Below are 17,842 nucleotides of genomic sequence, written 5' to 3'. Positions count from 1 at the left end.
CCGCGCCGCGGTTTTGCGCCCTGAATGCCGTTCCGGCCGCCACCAGCGAAGGGCCGGGCGGCAGGCCGGTCCATGACATGGGCGGGACCGGTGAAATTTTCATTTCCGGCACCACCGCATTCAGGCCGGCATTCCGCGGCCCGGCCAGAACGCGCCCGGAAAGCGCGGGCGCCCACCGCACCACCACTCGGCCGGCGCGGGTTCCTAGGCCGGGAAACCGTGGATCTTGTCAGGGATGACGCGGACGACCACCCGTACCGTGCCCTCGTGGTCCGCCGGCGGGTCCTGGCCCAGATACTTGTGCGAGACCGCGAGCTGGACCGCCCGGTCGTGGTCCTCGACCACTTCGGCGGTGCCGCGGATCTCCACGGACTGGTACGGATCACCGGTGTCGAAGACGGTCAGGCTGATCCGCGGGTCCCGGGTGAGGTTGCGGGTCTTGCGTCGGCCGGCCGTGCTGGAGAACAGCACCGTGTCGCCTTCGCGCAGGACCCATACGACCGACGTCTGGGGGCCGCCGTCGGGGTTCAGGGTCGCGACGGTGGCGAAGTTCCTGCCGTCGAGAAGCGTGCGCGTCTTGTCGTCGAACGTGATCGTCATGGTCGGCCTCTTCGTCGAACGTCCACCGGTGAACCCTTTAGGGCACCTTTTGTTACCGTGGCCATGATCGGTGACCGAGCGCTCCAGCGGAAGAAGGCACTTTCATGTCACAGCGGAACACCTGTGTGACCGAGCAGGCCGGCGCCTCGGAGGCGTGCACGGTCCTGGAGGTGCTCAACCGGGTGAGCGGCAAATGGAGCATCGGCATCCTGATGGAGGCCACCCGCGGGCCGGTACGCTTCACCGAGCTGGAGCGCTCGATCAACGGCATCAGCCGGCGCATGCTCACCCTGACACTGCGCAACCTCGAGCGGGACGGCCTGCTGACCCGGACCGTCCACCCCACGGTGCCGCCCAAGGTCGAATACACCGCCACCGACATGGCCCGCGAGCTCTACGACCATCTGGCGGGGCTCACCGAGTGGGCCGAACGCCACCGCGCCGCCGTCACGCGCGCCCGGGCCGCCTACGACACCTCCACCCCGCGATGACGCCCACGCGCGCGGGGGTCCGGAACGGGGCACGCCGTCATCGCCTCGGCCCGGCGTCCCCGTTCCGGACGGCGATCACGACGGTCGAGGCTGGCGCTCCGGCGTGACCCGGTGGGCCCGGATGAGGGCGATCACCGTGTCGGTGGTGCGGTCGAGGTGGCTGCGGCCGTCGGGCAGCAGCGCCTCGGGGTTGATGTAGCTGCGCTGCCCCACGTGGGTGGCCGGGTCGAGCCGGTGCACGGTGACCTTTCCGGCGCGGATGGCCCGGTTCCATCCGCTGCCGCGGAACAGTGGCCAGCGTTGCGGGAAGATCCAGGTGGAGAGCCGTTCGATCTGGTCATGGGCGCTGGTGAGCTGGTGGAGGTGGCGGGCGTGGGTGAGGTCGTTGGCGCCGTTGTGGAAGCCGCCGATGGTGACCAGCAGGAGCGGGGCGTGCAGCCGGGTGTGCAGTTCGGTGACCGCGCCGGTGGCGACCTGGGCGCCGCCGCTGTAGCTGAGCAGCACGACCGGGATGCCGCTGCCGGGCTGGTAGCCGGCCCGGCGCAGCTGCTCGGCGATCTGGGCGCCGACGGCCCGGTTGTACAGGGGGCGGTAGCGGTGGTCGGCGGCGACGAAGATCTGCATGACGTTGTGCAGGAACAGCACGATGGCGATGTGGTGGCGCAGCCATTCCCACACGGGCCGGTTGACGAGCGGGTCGGCCAGCGGCGAGTAGGGCTGCACCTGGCCGAGCACGCGTAGCTCCGGCGCCGCGGCGATCAGGGCGCTGACCAGCTGGCCGCCGTCGCGGGTGTCGCGGAAGCGGCGCTTGCCGATGCCGTCCAGGTAGACGAGGTACGCCTCCGGCGGCCGGTCGGGGTCCGCGCCTCGGGCGTAGGGCATGCCGTGGGGCAGCTCGGTGGTGGGCCTGCGCCAGCCGGCGGTGTAGACGAGCACCTCGTAGCGGGCCAGCAGGGCCTCGGCGAGCAGGACCGGGCCGAGCACCAGGGCCAGGAGCGGGAAATCGATCACGCGAGCAGCTCCCGCCACCGGGTGGTGCTGATCTTCATGACCAGGCGCCGCACGGCCTCGACGGCGAGGCCGAGCCCGACTCCGGCGATGGTCACGCAGCCTGCCGCGGGCCACCAGTCCAGCCCCGTCGTCGTGGCGAGCGGGGTGACGAGGCCGGCCCCGACCCCGACCAGGAGCAGCAGGTGCAGCAGGGGACCGAGCAGCGGGAAGGCGAGGACGGCGGCGCACACGAGCGGGGCGGCCAGGCCGGGGGTCCAGGTGAGCGCGGCCACGCCGGACACCGGAGCGGACAGGGCCAGCTCGGCGAGGGTCCAGGCGGTCTGTGGCCACAGCGCGAACACCGAGGCCTCGACCACGGCCCCGATCAGCAGCAGCCGGATCGCATGGGATCGCGACACGCTGGGCCGGCGAGCGATCAGGGGCAGGATCCGGCCGGCGGACTCCGACAGCCCGGCCAGCAGCAGCACGACGGCAACGAGGGGTGACATCGCTCAGCACTCCTGGGGCACTGCCGGCCGGCCGGCCTGGTACAGGTAGCTCTCGAGTTCGTCGGTGGCGCGCAGGTAGCCGCCTGCCTCCCGCTGGGCGAGCCGCATGGTGGCGGCCGCGGTGCGGAAGCGCGGCTCGTCGAGCAGGCGCCGGGCGAGGGCGTTCACCGCTTCGGCGGTGGCGTCCTGGGTGCGCAGGGACAGGCCGGTGCCGAGCTCGACGACCCGCCGGGCCACCAGCGGCTGATCGGCGCCCTGCGGGATCACCAGCATCGGGACCCCGGCGTACATGGCCTCGTTCACGCTGTTCATCCCCCCGTGCGTGACGAACAGCGCCGCGCGGGCCAGCACCTCCGGTTGCGGTACGCAGCGGCGGGCGAGCACGTTGGCCGGCAGCGGTTCCAGCGCGGCCGGGTCGGTGTGCCCGGTGGAGATGACCACGGTGCCGGCCAGCGGGGCCAGCGCGGTGGCGAAGGTGCGCAGCAGCTCCGGGCCGGCGTTGAACACGGTGCCCAGCGAGGCGTACAGCACCGGATCGCGCAGGCGATCGGCCGGGAACGACGGGTCGGGCGGACGGGCGCCCAGGCTCGGGCCGACGAACCGGTAGGACCCGTCGAAGGCGTCGGCGCCGGGCTGGAACACGCGCGAGGTGAAGACCAGGTTGAGCGGCTGGCGCACGTTCGCCAGGTCGATCAGCGGCAACCCGTGGGTGTCGTAGCGGCGCGACAGCTCCCGCCGCGCCCGCAGGTAGCCCTGGACGGTGCGGGGCCGGGTCGCCGCCGTGGCCAGCAGCTCCCACGAGGCGCGGGTGGGGCTCGGCGCGTAGTGGTTGAACGCGAACGTGGTGTACGCCGCCGCCGCCGGCACCCCGAGCTCGCGGGCGGCGACCGCACCCCAGGGGCAGGCGGCGCCGTGCACGATCAAGTCGGGCCGGATCCGCCGCAGATCGGCCAGCACGGCGGGCAGCAGGCCGACGGCGGTGCGCGCGAGCCCGTCCAGCATCGTCACCGGCAGCGGGGGATCGGGCAGCGGCTGGTCACCCCCGGGGTAGCGGCACACGGTCGCACCGGCGGCCTCGATCTCCCGCGCGAACGCGGGCGAGGTGTGATAGGTGACCGTGTGCCCGCGACGGACGAGCTCGGCCACGACCGGCAGGGTCGGGTTGATGTGCCCGTGCATGGCGATGTTGAGGAATGAGATGGTGCTCACCGGCCGACCTCCCATACGGCGGTTCGTGCCCTGCCCACGACGGCCGGCGCCGCCGGAGGGCTCTCGGCCCGGTACAGCCCGGGCCCGTTGATGCGCAGCCCGTCGAGAAAGCGGCCCGCCGTGAGCGAGGCGGTGTGGATCAGCCGCCGGGAATGGCGGAAGTCCCACGGGGCGGGCCAGCTCTCGACGCCGGTGGGCAGCACGACGGTCGGGATCCGTTCGGACACCTCGTCCAGGTCGCGCTCTATCTGATGCCGCAACAGCAGCAGCCCGGCCCGGGCGGCGACCCCGCCGGGCCACCGGGGCGGGCCGGCCGGGCGCGGCGGCGAGCTCGTCTGACCGGTCGACAGCACGACTACGCTGGCCGCTCCTGCCTGCAGCGCCGCCCGTACCGGGACGAAGGCGATCACGCCGCCGTCGACGAGCGTCCGGCCCTCCCGCTCCACCGGAGGCAGGATGCCGGGAATGGCCGCGCTGGCCAGCAGCGCGGACTCGAGGTCCCCGCGGTCGAGCAGCACCTGAGCGCCGGTGGCCAGATCCATGGCCACCGCCGTGAAGGGGACCGCCAGGTCCTCGATCCGCGACGGCAGCGCGGCCCCGGCGATCAGCCGGCGCAGGCCCCGATCGCCGAAGACGCTGGCCCGCGAGGGCAGGTAGCCGAACGGGAACACCTGACGGCGGCGCGCGTGGGTCCAGACGAGATCCAGCCACGGCGCGGCCTTGCCGGGATGGGCGGCCGCGATCGCTCCGTTGAGGGCGCCCACCGACGTCCCGACGATCAGGTCGGGGACGAATCCCCGCTGCTCCAACGCGTACCCGATACCCACCTGCGCGGCCCCGAGCACCCCGCCGCCGCCGACCACCACCGCCACGGGACGGGGGAGGGCGTGCAAGCCCACCGGCGGGCGGCTCGACGGCGAGGAGTGCGCCCGCTCGAAGCCGTTGAGGGCCGAGGAGGCCGATCTCCGATGACTGGTAACCCTCATGGTCCGTCCTCTCTCACTACGGCGCCTCATGCGGATTCGTTGCTCAAGGGCGGCCGACTTGGTCCGGGCAGCTGCCAGGAGGCCCTACGTGGGAGATTCCGCAGTGGCGCCCGGCTCGGGCGGCCATGCCGGCTCGGGGACCGCTCCGCGCGGAAGTGGGCCCGCGGGTGCGATCAGGCGAGGTCGGCGAGGTCCTCCTCGGTGAGACCGATCGACCGGGCGGCCAGGTTCTCCTCCAGGTGAGCCACGGAACCGGTGCCCGGGATGGCCAGGACCACCGGCGACAGGGCCAGCAGCCAGGCCAGGGCGACCTGGTGGGCGGTGGCGCCGTGCCGTCCGGCGACCTTGACCAAGCCGGGGTCGTCCATGTCGGCCCGGCCGCCGCCGAGCGGGAAGAAGGGCACGAAGGCGATGCCGGCCTCCGTACAGGCGTCCAGGACGGCCGTCTCGGCGCGGTTGGCGAGGTGGAAGTGGTTCTGGACGGCCGCGACAGGAGCGATCGCACGGGCCTCGGCGAGATGGGCGGCATCGACGTTGCTGATGCCCAGATGGCGGATCAGGCCCTCCTCGCGCAGCGCGGCGAGCGCCTCGAAGCGCTCGGCCAGCGACTGGCCGTGCGGCGGTTCGGACTTCCCGATGCGCAGATAGACCAGGTCCAGGCGGTCCAGGCCGAGGCTTTCCAGGTTGGCTTCGACCTGGGGCCGGAGCTCCGCGGCGGTGGCCTGGCGCGGGCCGCCCGGGCCGAAGACCGGGCCGACCTTGGTGGCGATGACCAGGTTGTCCGGGCGCGGGGACAGGGCTTCGCGGATCACGGTGTTGGCGCTCACCGACCCGTCCTCGTTGCGATAGAAGTGGGCGGTGTCGATGTGGTCGACACCGAGCTCGACGGCGCGGCGCAGGACGGCGCCGGCGGCCCCGGGGTCGCGCCCGGGCCCGCCCGGGCCGCCCTGGAGCAGGCGCATGGCGCCGAAGCCGAGCCGGTCGATCATCAGGTCACCGCCGAGGCGGAACTGGCTGGTCATGTCTCTCCACGTGAGGTGATGTGGTGCCCTTGGCCGGGCGTCGTCAGCCGCGGTCACGGCGCTGTGGCGGGTCACTCGCCGCCGTGTGCCGTTCGGCGCACGAAGGCGGGGACGTCCGCCGGGCCGGGACCACGGTCCAGTGCGGCCCGCTGGAGCGGATGCGCTCCTTGTTCGGGTGGATCCACCGCAGCGGCGTACGGGAGCTGCCTCTGCGCAGCGCCCGGCCGGTCGACCGCATGGCCGCCACCGGGCGGCGGCAGCCGACCCGGAAGGGCGGCGCCCCGGCCGCAGGACCGGCACCCCCGACGAACGTGACCGTCTCATCGAGCGGCGCGCGGCCCGTACGGGGGTGGTGCACCGAGACGTCCTCGAACCCGATCGACATGCCGCAGAAGAGGATGAGCTCGTCCGGAGGGCGCAGGACCTCCGAGACGGTGTTGCGGTACACCGACCATGCCATCTGCGGGCAGCTGTGCAGCCCTTCGGCGCGCAGCAGCAGCATGACGGTCTGCAGGTAGATGCCGAGGTCGGCCCACTGGGGCGGGCCCATGTCGCGGTCGATGTAGCAGAACAGGGCGACCGGCGCCCCGAAGCACTGCCAGTTCTCGGCCGCGGCCCTCTGGCGCGCCTCCCAGTCGTCGCGCGCGATCCCGAGCGCGCCGTAGCGCTCCCGCCCGAAGGCGGATCGGCGCTCACGGTACGGGGACTTCAGCGCGGCCGGGTACATCTCGTACTCGCGCTCGTCCCAGGGGTCACCCGAGGCCAGGCGCTCGCCGGCGCGCCGCTTGATCTCGGCGAGCGGCTCGCCGGTCACCACGTAGACGTGCCACGGCTGGAGGTTCGACCCGGACGGCGCCCAGGCCGCGGCTGACAGCACGCGCTTCAGCACCTCCATCGGGACGGGCTGGCCGGTGAATCCGCGCACCGCCCGTCGGCTCGTGACTGCCTCGTAGACATCCATGATCTTTACCTCCTTGCCTGCTCGGCGTGTCTAGTTTCGTTACATTCATTATCGTATCAGACGATACGGTCTCATTCAATACGATTTCGGGACATGGGAATCCCGCACAGTGACGACACGGGTGCGCGGCCGGGCCTACGCCTCGCCGCCCGCGGGGTAGGCGATCCGGGTCAGCAACTCCTTCAGCCGCTCGGTCTCACCGGGCTCCAGGCCGGCGACCAGGCGCTCGGCCGGCGACTCCGCCGCCACATGGGCCGCGTCGAAAAGCTCGACGCCCTGAGGTGTGATTTCGACCACCCGCACCCGCCGGTCCCCCGGAACGGTCTTGCGGACGGCCAGCCCCTTGCGCTCCAGGTCGTCCACGACCCGCATGACGCCGGCCTTGTCCGACCCCGTCGCCGCCGCCAGGTCCCGCTGCACCGTGGGCCCGCGGTCCATCAGGACGATCAGCACGGCGAAATGCCGGAGCTCGATGCCGAGCGGCCGAAGCGCCTCCGTCATCACCGCGGCCGCGCGCCAGTGTGCCTGGCGCAGCAGCAGGCCGAGGGCGAAAGGTGAGGTGTCCCCGGGGCGGTCGGTCGCGCGCGAGGTGGTGGCCTGGTGAGGAACGTCGGTGGTCATGGGGACATGCTACCGAACACCATTTCATCCGATACGGTCTCGGTTGAAATGAAATGTGGCCTGCTCAGCCCTGTTGGTGGTGAGTGAGCAGCCGGGTGAGCAGGCGGGTCAAGGTCTGCCGGTCCTCGGCCGGGAGTGGTCCGAGCAGGTCGTCCTGCACCCTGTCGAGCGCCCTGTCGAGGCGCCCCAGTTGCCGGTCGCCCGCCTCGGTGAGGGAGACCATGTTGCGCCTGCGGTCGCCGGGGTCGGGCGTGCGCTCGACGAGACCCTGCCTGGCCAGTTCGTTGATGGCCGCCACGACGTCGCTGCGGTCCATGTTGCACCGGCGGCCGAGCTCGGCCTGGCTGGCCACCCCGAACTCGTCGAGCGCGGCCAGGATCCGGTAGTGGTAGCCGCGCGCGCCCGCCTCGGCGAAGCCGTCGGACGCCAGGCGGTGGGCGTGCATCGCCAGCTGGGTGAGCAGCCAGCTCGGCTTCGCGGTCAGGCGTGCGGGAGTCTCTTCCACGGCAGTCACCCTACATCGTTGGCGAATCCAATGAATTTCTGTATAGTTGGCGTTGCCAATGTTGGAGACGCCAACGAAAGAGGAATGTCATGTTCACGGATACTTTGATCGCCGACCGTATCGAGATCGCCGACCTGTTCACCCGCTTCGCGCGCCTGCTCGACGAGCAGCGGTGGGAGGAAGCGGACACCGTCTTCGCCGACGACGTGGCGGTGCACTCGCCGCGCGGGGGTGAGCTCCACGGCATCGACAAGGTCGTCAGCTTCATGCGACAGGGTGAGGTCGAGGGGCAGCACACCCAGCACACGACCACTGACCTGCTGGTTGACCTCGACGGGGACCGGGCGGCCGCCTCGGCGAACTCGCTGGTGTACTACTACCGCGATGGTCAAGCCCCCCACTTCACCGGCGGCCTGCGGATGACCTCCACCGTCGTGCGGACGCCGGCGGGCTGGCGACTCCGCGAGGTGCGGATCACGCCCGCCTGGACACGCGAGGGCTGATCCGGCTCCGGGAAGCAGGCCCGGAAGGCCACCTCGGGCGGCGGCCGCTGGGGCCGCCGCCCGGCCGGTCAGCGGAAGTCGGAGATGCGCAGCACCGCCAGCATGTCCGTCGCCCGGGAGCCGGTCGAGAAGGAGGCCTCCGCGCCGACCCAGCCGCGGAAGGCGCCCGCGTCGTCGATGATCTGCATGAGCGGTTTGACGTGGGAGTTGCCGGTGTAGCAGAACTCACGGCGCTCCATCGCCAGGCACGTGCACCAGTGCCAGAGCGTGTCGCGGCGGTCGGACTTGGAGATCATCGTCAGGTAGTACTGGATGGAGCTGATGTTGGGGCGCGTTCCGCCGCCGTACTTGGGGCAGCCACCCGACTTCTGGCAGGCGCCGCGCGAGGACGGTTGCAGGTAGGTCAGGCACGAGGTGGTGGCGGCGCAGGCGCGGAAGGCCGAGTGGCCGAACGGCTGGTCGCCGGAGGTGACGAGCTTGCCGCTCGCCCAGCTCGTCAGGTCCTGCCTGAGCGAGCCGGGGAACGCCTTCACCGAGCTCATCGCGCGCCGCGTGCCGACCGCGGCGTTGCTGCCGTAGCCGTACCCGTGCGTGGCCAGCGTGCTCCGCTTGAGGTCCAGGCGGGCCAGCTTGCCGTCGGGGGAGGATCGCACGTACCACTGTTCCGTCCACGTCTGGGCGATCTTCCACCGGATGGTGAGCACGTTGCCCGCCACGGTGTACGTCCCGGTGCGGGTCTCGTCGGGGGCGCCGGTGAAGCCCCCGGCGGTGAGTACCTCGCAGGCACGGGGCCGCGATTGGGAACCGCCCGCCTTGGTGGTGCAGCTCGGGTCGGGGACGGTGCCGGTGCGCTGCCGGGCCTGGGGGTGACGCTGCCACCACAGGTACAGGGCGGCCCGTACCGTGCCGTCGGCGGCGAAGCGGTAGTTGCCCAGGCGTACCCAGTTCTGCTGGGAGGCGGCCTTCAGATGGCCCTGCGAGATGACATAGGTGGTCTTGCCGCCCGGCAGCGCCGCGGCGGTGGCCGGCTGGACGGGCAGGATGGTGATGGCGAGCACGAAAGACAGGATTGCCGCTGCGGTGCGCAAGAAGAGACTCCGGAAGGCTTGCTGGCTTGGCTGATCGTCAATGAGCCACGGTATTCGGCCAGGCCCGGAAATGTCGCCGAAACCGCAGCCATGCGGAACCTGGCGCTCCCGATGTCCGGCCGCAGCGGCCGGCCGGTCCGGTGGCGGGCCGATCAGTGGCTGGCGGCCGCGGCGCGCTCCTGGGCCAGGCGCTCCTCGCCCGACAGCGTGTTGAGCGGCTTCTCCTTGATGAACAGCACCGCCACCAGCGCGAGCGCGGTGAGCGGGACGCCGATGAGGAACAGCTCGGCGGTCGCGGTCGCGTACACGTCCTGGATGACGCGGACGACGGGAGCGGGCAGCTTGGAGATGTCGGGTACGGCGTGCGAGTCGCCGCCCCCGCCGCCCGCGGCGGCCATCGGGCCGAGCTTCTCGGTCATGAGCGTGGTGATCCGGTTGGCCAGCACCGCGCCCAGGGCGCTGACGCCGACGGCGCCGCCCATGCTGCGGAAGAAGGTCAGCGCCGAGGTGGTGGCGCCCAGGTCGTGGGCGGGCACGTCGTTCTGGGCGGCCAGGACCAGGTTCTGCATGAGCATGCCGACGCCGATGCCGAGCACCGCCATGTAGGCGCCCAGCAGCACCGTGCCGGTCTGCCCGTCGATGGTGCTGAGCAGGCCCATCCCGCCGAGCATGACGACGCCGCCGGCCACCAGGAAGCCCTTCCAGCGGCCCCACTTGGTGATGAGCTGACCCGCGACGGTGGAGGAGATCAGCAGGCCGAACACCATCGGCAGGCTCATCAGGCCGGCGACCGTCGGCGACTTGCCGAGCGCCACCTGGAAGTACTGCGACAGGAAGACCGTGCCGCCGAACATGGCCACACCGACCAGCACGCTGGCCACGGTGGCGAGGGCGACGGTGCGGTTCCTGAAGAGGGACAGGGGGATGATCGGCTCGGCGGCGCGGGACTCCACCCAGACGGCCAGCGCGAGGATGAGCACGCCGGCGCTCACGAGCACGGCGGTCTGCCAGGAGCCCCACGCGAACTGGTTGCCCGCCAGCGACGACCAGATCAGCAGGGTGGACACGCCCACGGTGATGAGCAGCGCGCCCAGGTAGTCGACCTTGACGTCCTTGCGGACCACCGGCAGCTCGAGCGTGCGCTGCAGCAGGATGATGGCCACGATCGTGAACGGCACGCCGAGCAGGAAGCACCAGCGCCAGCCGAGCCAGGAGGTGTCCACCAGCACGCCGCCGATGAGCGGCCCCGCCACGGTGCCGACGCCGAACACGGCGCCGAAGATGCCGGCGTAGCGGCCGAGCTCACGCGGCGGGATCATGGCGGCCATCACGATCATGGCCAGCGCGGTCATGCCGCCGGCGCCGACGCCCTGGACGACGCGGCTGACGATGAGGACCTCCACGTTCGGGGTGAGGCCCGCGATCAGCGAGCCCGCCACGAACAGGCCCAGCGAGAGCTGGATCAGCAGCTTCTTGTTGTACAGGTCGGCCATCTTGCCCCAGAGCGGCACCGTGGCCGTCATGGCCAGCAGCTCGGAGGTGACGATCCAGGTGTAGACGGTCTGCGAGCCCCGCAGCTCGGTGATGATGCGCGGCAGGGCGTTGGCCACGACGGTCGAGGCCAGGATGGACACGAACATGCCCACCATCAGCCCTGACAGCGCCTGCAGAACCTTTCTCCTGGACGTGGGCGCCGCGGCCACGGGCTCGGGCTGCGCGCTGGTGGATGTCATCTTTCCTCGATTTTCTCGGGCAGCGGCCGGCGCTCCGCGGGATTCGTGCGGACGCCGGCTCGACGGAAACGTTTACGGGACAGTCGGAAAGGACGTGACCGGGGCGGTCAGGGGTTGGGCAGGCCGGCGGCGAGCTGGGAGAAGGCCTCGTCGACCAGGTCCACCAGCTCCGGGCGGCCGCCCGCGGCGCTCCACCGGAGCATCGCCACCCGGAAGGCCGCCAGGGCCGCCGCGGTGGCCAGCTCCGGATAGCCGGTCGTGACGGGTTCGACACCGGCCCGGCGGGCGACGGCCTCCGTGACGACGCGCTCGGTCTCGGTACCGCCGGCGACGAGCCGGGGAAGAAGCGAGGGGTTCTGCTCGAACACCTTCAGCCGCAGCAGCCACTGCTCGCGCTGTTCCTGGACGTGCTCGGCCTCGCCCCGCGCCAGCAGCCGCAGCGCCTCCAGGACCGGTACGTCCGGGGGCACGGCCTCCAGCCTGTCGCGCAGCCCGGCGGCGGACGCCGGGCCCGGGCCGATGAGCGCGTCCTCCTTGGACGGGAAGTAGTTGAAGAACGTACGCGAGGAGACGTCCACCGCCTCGGCGATGTCCTCCACCGTGACCGCCGCCAGGCCGCGCTCGGCCACCAGCGTCAGGGCGGCGTGCTCCAGCGCTGCGCGGGTCTCGAGCTTCTTCCGATCCCTCCGGCCGAGTTCGTCAGCGCTGTCCACAATGGTCACGATGCCAGAGTAGGGAAAAACTTTCAGATCCTGCAATGTTTCAGGATCTGAAGTGCGGCAGATCACATACGGGACGGTACGGCGTCCTGCGGCTCCCTGAGCGGGAAGTGGCAGGCCGCCGCGTGCCCGGGATCGAACCCGAGCAGCGCCGGCTCCTCCTCGGCGCACCGGGCCCGCGCCCGCGGGCACCGGGTGCGGAAGCGGCACCCCGAGGGCGGGTCGAGCGGGCTGGGCAGCTCCGAGCCGAGCTCCACCGGATCGGCGGCCTCTCCCGCGCCAGGATCCGGCTCCGGGATCGCGGCGATCAGGCTCGCCGTGTACGGGTGCACGGGACGGAGGTAGATGTCATCCGCCGGCCCGATCTCGACGAGCTTGCCGAGATACATCACCCCGACGGTGTCCGCCATGTACCGCACCACCGTCAGGTCATGAGAAATCACGACATAGGTGAGCTCGTGCTTGGCCTGCAGCCGCTTCATCAGGTTGAGCACCTGCGACCGGATCGACACGTCCAGCGCGCTCACCGGCTCGTCGGCCACGATCACCCGCGGGTTGAGCGCGAGCGCCCTGGCCAGCGCGATGCGCTGCCGCTGCCCGCCGGAGAACTCGTGCGGATGGCGCTCCAGCACGCTGTGCGGCAGCCCGACCTCGTCGAGCAGCTCCCTGATCGCCGCCACCTGCTCCTCGGCGGTGCCGATGCCCTGGGCCTCGAACGGCTCGCGCAGGATGGCGCCGACGCGCATGCGCGGGTCGAGCGCGTCCAGCGGATCCTGGAACATCATCTGCAGGTTGCGCCGATGCCGGCGCAGGCTCCGCCCGCGCAGCCCGTTCAGCCTGCCGCCGAGGGCCGTGACGCTGCCCGAGGAGGGCTGCTCCAGCGCGACGATCATCTTGGCCAGGGTGCTCTTGCCGCAGCCGCTCTCGCCGACCAGCCCGAAGGTCTGGCCGGCCCGGACCTCGAACGACACCCCGGACACGGCCTTGACGCTGCGCGCGGGGCCGAGCAGGGGGAAGCGGCGCGGCGCGCCGTACTCCTTGACGAGGTCGTCGACGGTCAGCACCGGCTCGGCCGCCCGACCGTCCCGCGCCGTCGCCGCCGCGGGGCCCGTGACCGGCGCGAGCGGCCCGTCGACCGGGTGCCAGCAGGCCAGCAGGTGTCCCGGGCGCGACTCGGCGAGCGGGGGCGCCGCGCCCGCGCAGCGGTCGGTGGCGTGCGCGCAGCGGGCGGCGAAACGGCAGCCGGCCGGCGGGTCGGCCAGGTCGGGAGGGGCGCCGGGGATGGAGTAGAGGGTGTGCTCGCGCCGCTGGGTCAGCCGTGGCGTGCACGCCAGCAGCGCCTGCGTGTACGGGTGCCGCATTCCGGCGAAGAGCTCGCCGGTGCGCGCGCTCTCGACGATGCCGCCCCCGTACATGACGCTGACCCGGTCGGCCCAGCGCGCGATCACGCCCATGTCGTGGGTGATCAGCAGCATGGCCATCCCGAGGCGGTCCTTGAGGTCGTGCAGCAACCGCAGGACCTGGGCCTGGACGGTCACGTCCAGCGCCGTCGTCGGCTCGTCGGCGATCAGCACCTTCGGCTCGCAGGACAGGGCCATGGCGATCATGACCCGCTGCCGCAGCCCGCCGGAGAGCTGGTGCGGGTGGTCGCCGAACCTCTCGGCGGGGCGGGCGATGCCGACCAGCGCGAGCATCTCGATCGCCCGCTCGCGCGCCTGCCTCGGGCTCGCGCCGAGGTGCAGCCTGATCGGCTCGGCGACCTGCTCGCCGATGGTCTTGGTGGGGTTGAGCGAGGTCATCGGATCCTGGAAGACCATGGCGATCTCGTTGCCGCGGATCCGCTGGTACTCCCGTTCGGGCAGGCCGACCAGCTCCCGGCCGTCGAGCTTGATCGAGCCCTCGGTGATCCGGCCGCCGGGCGGCAGCAGGCCCATGATCGACAGGCCGGTCATCGACTTCCCGCTGCCGGACTCGCCCACCAGCCCGAGGGTCTCGCCCGGGCGCAGCCGCAGGTCCACGGCCCTGACGACGTCGACCGCTGACCTCCTCAGCCGGATGCCGGCCGACAGGCGCTCGATGGCCAGAACGTCACCGTCGGGCATCACTTGCCCCTTTCCGTGCGGGCGGCCATCAGCGCCGCCTCAGCCGTACGTCGATCGAGTCGCGCAGCGCGTCCCCGACGAAGTTGAACGCCATGACGATCAGGACCAGGCAGCCCCCGACCGGGTAGATCAGCCACCAGGCGCCCTCGAACAGGTGGCTCACCCCGTCGGAGAGCTGCGTGCCCCATTCGACGTCGGGATAGTTGAGCCCGAACCCGAGGAAGCCCAGCAGCGAGACCGCGATGATCGCGTCGGCGACCTGGAAGGTGATGTTCACGATCACGACGCCCAGCGCGTTCGGGATCAGGTGCCTGGCGATGATCCGCGGCTTCGTCGCCCCCATCACGGTCGCGGCCGCGACGAACCCGCGCGAGCGCAGGGAGAGGACCTCGGCCCTGACCAGCCGGGCGGGGGCGAGCCAGGAGAACGCCCCCAGGATCAGGCTGAGCGACAGGACCGAGGAGCTGAACTGCGTCGCGGCGATGAGCACGACGAACAGGAAGGGGATCGACAGCAGCGTGTCGACCACGCGCATCATGATGCCGTCCACGATGCCGCCGGCCAGGCCCGCGACCGTCCCGTACAGCGTGCCGAACGCGGTGGCGATGAGCGCCGCGAACAGCCCGATCTGCAGCGACGCCTGGCCGCCCAGCATGATCCGCCCGAGCACGTCGAAGCCCTGCGCGTCGGTGCCGAGGGGATGGACGGCGTCCGGCGGCAGCAGGCTGCTCACCGGGTCGACGGCGATCTGCTCGGTGACGTACAGGTGGGGGCCGGCGAAGCAGAACAGGGCGAGCAGGACGATGATGCCCACGCCGATGACGGCGAGCCGGTTCTGCGCGAAGGAGCGCAGGGCGAGGCGCCATCCGCTGGTGACCCGAGGCGGTGCCGTGTGTGGTGCCGTGTGTGGTGCTGTGTCGGTCATGCGCGTTGTGTCCTCGGGTCGCTGACCGCCACGAGCAGGTCGGCCAGGAGGTTGCCCAGGACGGTCAGGGTGGCGGCGACCAGGGTGTAGCCGAGCAGGACCGGATAGTCCTGGTTGTTCAGGGCGTTGAAGAACAGCAGCCCCAGGCCCGGGTAGTTGAAGACCGACTCGACCACGAGGTTGCCGGCGAGCAACAGCGGGATCGTCATGCCGATCAGGGTCACCAGCGGCAGGCAGGCGTTGCGCAGCAGGTGACGGGTCAGGACCAGGCGCATCGACAGTCCTTTCGCCCGCGCCACCCTGATGTAGTCCTGTGCGAGCTGGTCCAGCGCCGCGGAGCGCTGGTACCGGGAGTACAGCGCCACCGTGATGCCGGTCAGCGTCAGCACGGGCAGCAGCATGGCGCGGGGCTCGGTGAAGATGACGAACGTGGAGCTCGACTGCGAGGCCTGCGCGGGCAGGACGCCCAGCCCCAGCGCGAAGACCTGGATCAGCAGCATCGCCAGCAGGAAGACGGGCATCGAGTAGGCGATGAAGGTGAGCGTGGTCAGCACGTTGTCGCCGATGCTGTTGCGCTTGACCGCCTGGAAGACGCCCAGCGGCACCGCGATGGCGACGGCCAGGACGAGGGCCACGCCGGCCAGCATCGCGGTCCGGCCGGCGTTCTCGGCCAGCAGCGCGTTCACGCTCTGGTTCAGCTTGTAGGAGTAGCCGAGGTCGCCCTCCAGGAGCCGGCCGAGGTAGCTGAAATACTGCACGAACAGCGACCGGTCGTAGCCGTGCTCCCGGTCGAAGGCGGCCACCGCTTCCGCGCTGGCCTGCACGCCGAGGATCGCGCGGCCGGGCGAGCCGGACATCCCGTGCAGCATGATGAAGGTGATCACCGAGACGCCCAGGACCACGATGGCCGACGTCGCCAGCCGGCGCAGCACGAACTGGATCACGCTGCCCCTCCTTCCTGTGGTTCTGTGGTGCTAGCGCAGGTACCAGTACTCCGGCGTCAGCACCGTGGTGGGCAGGGCGGCGAAGGTCTCCTGCGGGCCGGACAGCGTGTCCTTCCAGGCCCAGATGGTGTGGGCGGTCGGCAGCCAGAGCACGGGCAGCTCGGTCCGCAGCCGCTCGATCTCGGCCTGGACGGCCTGGCGGTCCTCGCCGTGCACGGAGGCGCGGATCAGCTCGTCGGTCTCGGGGTCGTTGTAGGCGCCCACGTTGCCCGAGCCCTTGGAGTCGAAGGTCCCGGTCATGGTCGGGTACGGCGTGGTGCTGAAGCCGCCCCAGGTCGACATGGCCCACTCACCGGCCTTCGAGGGCGCCGCCGGCACGTTGTAGTTCTGGATCAGGAAGCTGAACGTCTTCGGCGCGACCGTGATCTCGATGCCCAGCTTGCGGGCCTCCGAGGAGAACGCCGTGCTGACCGCGCTGTGCAGCTGCGGCTCGCTGCGGTAGAAGAGGTTGAACTTGATCGCCTGGCCCTGCGGGATCCCCTCGCCGCACTCCGACGGCCCGCTGCCGGGACGTTCGCACGTCGTGGCGCCGTTCGGCACGACCTTCCACCCGTGCTCCTCCAGCAGCTTGCGCGCGGCGGCCGGGTCGTAGGGGTACGGCGCGGTGGCGACGCTCTTCGACGCGTACGGCGAGCTCGCCGGCGCCGTGCCGTAGCTCTCCGCGGCCGCGCCGTTGTACATGCCCTTGCTGGCGATGTAACCGGGCTGGTCGATGAGGTGCTGCAGCGCCTGCCTGACGTAGAGCTGACCGAGGATCTTGTCGACGTTGTCGGTCGTGTCCTTGAAGTTGAGCATGATGAAGTTGAAGCCCAGGCGGGGGGCGCCGTAGACGTGATAGCCGGCGGCCTTGAGCGCCTTCACCTGCCCCACGTGGCCCTGGTCCACCGTGGCCATCGTCAGGTTGCCGCTCAGGAGCTGGTTGAACTTCGCGGTCTCGGAGGTGAACGGCCGGAAGTTCAGCGTCTTGATGCGGGGCTTGCGCGGGCCGGAGTACGCCTCGTTGGCGGTCATCGCGTAGAAGTTCGTGGTCACGTCGAAGGCGCTCAGCCGGTACGGGCCGTTCACCGTCTGCCAGAGCGGGTTCGTGGCGAAGCCGGCCGGGTCCCGGGAGGCCTTGTCGAGGTAGGCGTAGATCGCCTCGGCGTTCTTCGGCTCACCGGCGTCGAGGATCGGCCCGCCGGCCGACGCCCTGGCCCACTGCTTGGCCGGCAGCGGCACGACCGAGGTCAGCTCGTCGGCGGTGAACCACTCGGGGTTGTAGGCCTCTTCCAGCTTCAGTGTCACGGTGTCCGCCGAGGTCGCCTTCGCGCTGGTGACGTTGTCGGGGAACTGGCCGGGCGTGTAGCCGCCCCAGTTGGCGGCGTTCTTCCGCAGCGCGGCCTTGAGCAGGTCGATGAAGAAGACCACGTCGCCGGCCTCGACCGGGGAGCCGTCGGACCAGGTGTAGCCCGGCTTCAGCTTGATGGTCACCGTCTTGTTGCCGTCGGAGAACTCCGGCGGCTCGGCCAGGCTGAGCACCGGGTTGACCTTGGGGCTGGCGCCTTCGGGGAACCAGTAGAGCGGCCGGTACATGAGCCGCTGGAACTGGTAGGTCACGTAGGTCGAGTTGAACGCGCCGGGCACGATCGGCAGCATGTAGTAGGGCCCGGCTCCGGGCTGCTGCGCGATGTCGATGGTGCCGCCGTCCTTGGGCGTGCCTGACTCCGCCGGCAGCTCGCCGAAGGTCTGGGACCCGGACCTGCGGGCGGCCTGGTCGCCGCCCGTGCCCTCGGTGCCGCCACTGCCGCTGCCGCCGCTGCACGCCGCGAGCGGCAGGAGGGTGGCCAGCGTCGCCGCGATGAGCGCGCGCCGGCCGCGGACGCCGCTCATGGCCG

Annotated in this window: 18 protein-coding genes; 2 read left to right on the top strand and 16 right to left on the bottom strand. The window is 71.3% G+C overall.

Going from position 1 to position 17,842, the window contains the following annotated elements:
- Positions 1 to 204 precede the first annotated feature (204 nt).
- On the bottom strand, positions 205 to 600 hold the full coding sequence (locus tag ACBJ59_RS25595) for a PPOX class F420-dependent oxidoreductase (RefSeq protein ID WP_375112779.1): 396 nt from the start codon (positions 598 to 600) through the stop codon (positions 205 to 207).
- Between the two features lie 104 nt (positions 601 to 704).
- Here ACBJ59_RS25595 and ACBJ59_RS25590 point away from each other — a divergent pair, with 104 nt between their 5' ends.
- Positions 705 to 1,091, top strand: coding sequence for a winged helix-turn-helix transcriptional regulator (locus ACBJ59_RS25590; RefSeq protein ID WP_375112778.1), 387 nt, complete (start codon positions 705 to 707; stop codon positions 1,089 to 1,091).
- Positions 1,092 to 1,166: 75 nt separating this feature from the next.
- Here the strand turns inward: ACBJ59_RS25590 and ACBJ59_RS25585 are convergent, their stop codons facing one another.
- The 8 genes from ACBJ59_RS25585 to ACBJ59_RS25550 all read right to left on the bottom strand — a co-directional run bounded on the left by ACBJ59_RS25585 (position 1,167) and on the right by ACBJ59_RS25550 (position 7,894).
- Positions 1,167 to 2,102, bottom strand: a complete 936-nt coding sequence (locus tag ACBJ59_RS25585; protein WP_375112777.1) for a hypothetical protein — start codon at positions 2,100 to 2,102, stop codon at positions 1,167 to 1,169.
- Entirely contained in the window at positions 2,099 to 2,590 is a 492-nt protein-coding gene (locus ACBJ59_RS25580; protein WP_375112776.1) for a hypothetical protein, read from the bottom strand. Before ACBJ59_RS25580 ends, ACBJ59_RS25585 begins: the two co-directional genes overlap by 4 nt.
- A gap of 3 nt (positions 2,591 to 2,593) precedes the next feature.
- Complete coding sequence (locus tag ACBJ59_RS25575) at positions 2,594 to 3,799, bottom strand: macrolide family glycosyltransferase (RefSeq protein WP_375112775.1); 1,206 nt, start codon at positions 3,797 to 3,799, stop codon at positions 2,594 to 2,596.
- The gene (locus ACBJ59_RS25570; protein WP_375112774.1) at positions 3,796 to 4,785 is read right to left on the bottom strand and encodes a patatin-like phospholipase family protein; all 990 of its coding nucleotides are present in this window, start codon (positions 4,783 to 4,785) and stop codon (positions 3,796 to 3,798) included. Before ACBJ59_RS25570 ends, ACBJ59_RS25575 begins: the two co-directional genes overlap by 4 nt.
- Before the next feature lie 173 nt (positions 4,786 to 4,958).
- Positions 4,959 to 5,807, bottom strand: a complete 849-nt coding sequence (locus ACBJ59_RS25565; RefSeq protein WP_375112773.1) for an aldo/keto reductase — start codon at positions 5,805 to 5,807, stop codon at positions 4,959 to 4,961.
- A gap of 43 nt (positions 5,808 to 5,850) precedes the next feature.
- Complete coding sequence (locus ACBJ59_RS25560) at positions 5,851 to 6,768, bottom strand: nitroreductase (RefSeq protein WP_375112772.1); 918 nt, start codon at positions 6,766 to 6,768, stop codon at positions 5,851 to 5,853.
- Between the two features lie 135 nt (positions 6,769 to 6,903).
- The gene (locus tag ACBJ59_RS25555) at positions 6,904 to 7,389 is read right to left on the bottom strand and encodes a MarR family winged helix-turn-helix transcriptional regulator (RefSeq protein WP_375112771.1); all 486 of its coding nucleotides are present in this window, start codon (positions 7,387 to 7,389) and stop codon (positions 6,904 to 6,906) included.
- A 64-nt stretch (positions 7,390 to 7,453) separates the two neighbouring features.
- Complete coding sequence (locus tag ACBJ59_RS25550; protein WP_375112770.1) at positions 7,454 to 7,894, bottom strand: MarR family winged helix-turn-helix transcriptional regulator; 441 nt, start codon at positions 7,892 to 7,894, stop codon at positions 7,454 to 7,456.
- A gap of 89 nt (positions 7,895 to 7,983) precedes the next feature.
- Here ACBJ59_RS25550 and ACBJ59_RS25545 point away from each other — a divergent pair, with 89 nt between their 5' ends.
- Positions 7,984 to 8,397, top strand: a complete 414-nt coding sequence (locus tag ACBJ59_RS25545; protein WP_375112769.1) for a nuclear transport factor 2 family protein — start codon at positions 7,984 to 7,986, stop codon at positions 8,395 to 8,397.
- Positions 8,398 to 8,465: 68 nt separating this feature from the next.
- Here ACBJ59_RS25545 and ACBJ59_RS25540 read toward each other — a convergent pair whose 3' ends face one another.
- From ACBJ59_RS25540 to ACBJ59_RS25510, 7 genes are all read right to left on the bottom strand, one after another.
- Positions 8,466 to 9,455, bottom strand: a complete 990-nt coding sequence (locus ACBJ59_RS25540) for a hypothetical protein (protein WP_375112768.1) — start codon at positions 9,453 to 9,455, stop codon at positions 8,466 to 8,468.
- A gap of 182 nt (positions 9,456 to 9,637) precedes the next feature.
- Positions 9,638 to 11,218 (bottom strand): MDR family MFS transporter, encoded by a 1,581-nt coding sequence (locus ACBJ59_RS25535; RefSeq protein WP_375112767.1) that lies wholly within the window; start codon positions 11,216 to 11,218, stop codon positions 9,638 to 9,640.
- A 107-nt stretch (positions 11,219 to 11,325) separates the two neighbouring features.
- Positions 11,326 to 11,940: a TetR family transcriptional regulator gene (locus ACBJ59_RS25530; protein ID WP_375112766.1), complete on the bottom strand. Its 615-nt coding sequence runs from the start codon at positions 11,938 to 11,940 to the stop codon at positions 11,326 to 11,328.
- 62 nt (positions 11,941 to 12,002) lie between these two features.
- Positions 12,003 to 14,039, bottom strand: coding sequence for a dipeptide ABC transporter ATP-binding protein (locus ACBJ59_RS25525; RefSeq protein WP_375112765.1), 2,037 nt, complete (start codon positions 14,037 to 14,039; stop codon positions 12,003 to 12,005).
- Positions 14,040 to 14,067: 28 nt separating this feature from the next.
- A complete protein-coding gene (locus ACBJ59_RS25520) occupies positions 14,068 to 14,964 on the bottom strand; it encodes an ABC transporter permease (protein WP_375112764.1) in 897 nt (298 codons plus the stop codon).
- Positions 14,961 to 15,908: an ABC transporter permease gene (locus ACBJ59_RS25515; protein ID WP_375112763.1), complete on the bottom strand. Its 948-nt coding sequence runs from the start codon at positions 15,906 to 15,908 to the stop codon at positions 14,961 to 14,963. The genes ACBJ59_RS25520 and ACBJ59_RS25515 overlap by 4 nt, the downstream gene beginning before the upstream one ends.
- Positions 15,909 to 15,938: 30 nt before the next feature.
- Entirely contained in the window at positions 15,939 to 17,837 is a 1,899-nt protein-coding gene (locus tag ACBJ59_RS25510) for an ABC transporter substrate-binding protein (protein WP_375112762.1), read from the bottom strand.
- Between the last annotated feature and the right edge of the window lie 5 nt (positions 17,838 to 17,842).

The sequence above is a fragment of the Nonomuraea sp. MTCD27 genome (genome assembly GCF_041950495.1).
In the GTDB taxonomy this organism is placed as follows: Bacteria; Actinomycetota; Actinomycetes; order Streptosporangiales; family Streptosporangiaceae; genus Nonomuraea.
The sequence above is the reverse complement of the archived record's forward strand: the minus strand, read 5'-3'. Positions and strand labels throughout refer to the sequence as shown.

What these genes read in the sequence shown, in the direction of transcription:
- ACBJ59_RS25595 (WP_375112779.1), bottom strand. Translation starts at nt 600, where the DNA reads ATGACGATCACGTTCGACGACAAGACGCGCACGCTTCTCGACGGCAGG.
- ACBJ59_RS25590 (WP_375112778.1), top strand. Translation starts at nt 705, where the DNA reads ATGTCACAGCGGAACACCTGTGTGACCGAGCAGGCCGGCGCCTCGGAG.
- ACBJ59_RS25580 (WP_375112776.1), bottom strand. Translation starts at nt 2,590, where the DNA reads ATGTCACCCCTCGTTGCCGTCGTGCTGCTGCTGGCCGGGCTGTCGGAG.
- ACBJ59_RS25570 (WP_375112774.1), bottom strand. Translation starts at nt 4,785, where the DNA reads ATGAGGGTTACCAGTCATCGGAGATCGGCCTCCTCGGCCCTCAACGGC.
- ACBJ59_RS25565 (WP_375112773.1), bottom strand. Translation starts at nt 5,807, where the DNA reads ATGACCAGCCAGTTCCGCCTCGGCGGTGACCTGATGATCGACCGGCTC.
- ACBJ59_RS25560 (WP_375112772.1), bottom strand. Translation starts at nt 6,768, where the DNA reads ATGGATGTCTACGAGGCAGTCACGAGCCGACGGGCGGTGCGCGGATTC.
- ACBJ59_RS25555 (WP_375112771.1), bottom strand. Translation starts at nt 7,389, where the DNA reads ATGACCACCGACGTTCCTCACCAGGCCACCACCTCGCGCGCGACCGAC.
- ACBJ59_RS25545 (WP_375112769.1), top strand. Translation starts at nt 7,984, where the DNA reads ATGTTCACGGATACTTTGATCGCCGACCGTATCGAGATCGCCGACCTG.
- ACBJ59_RS25535 (WP_375112767.1), bottom strand. Translation starts at nt 11,218, where the DNA reads ATGACATCCACCAGCGCGCAGCCCGAGCCCGTGGCCGCGGCGCCCACG.
- ACBJ59_RS25525 (WP_375112765.1), bottom strand. Translation starts at nt 14,039, where the DNA reads ATGCCCGACGGTGACGTTCTGGCCATCGAGCGCCTGTCGGCCGGCATC.
- ACBJ59_RS25520 (WP_375112764.1), bottom strand. Translation starts at nt 14,964, where the DNA reads ATGACCGACACAGCACCACACACGGCACCACACACGGCACCGCCTCGG.
- ACBJ59_RS25510 (WP_375112762.1), bottom strand. Translation starts at nt 17,837, where the DNA reads ATGAGCGGCGTCCGCGGCCGGCGCGCGCTCATCGCGGCGACGCTGGCC.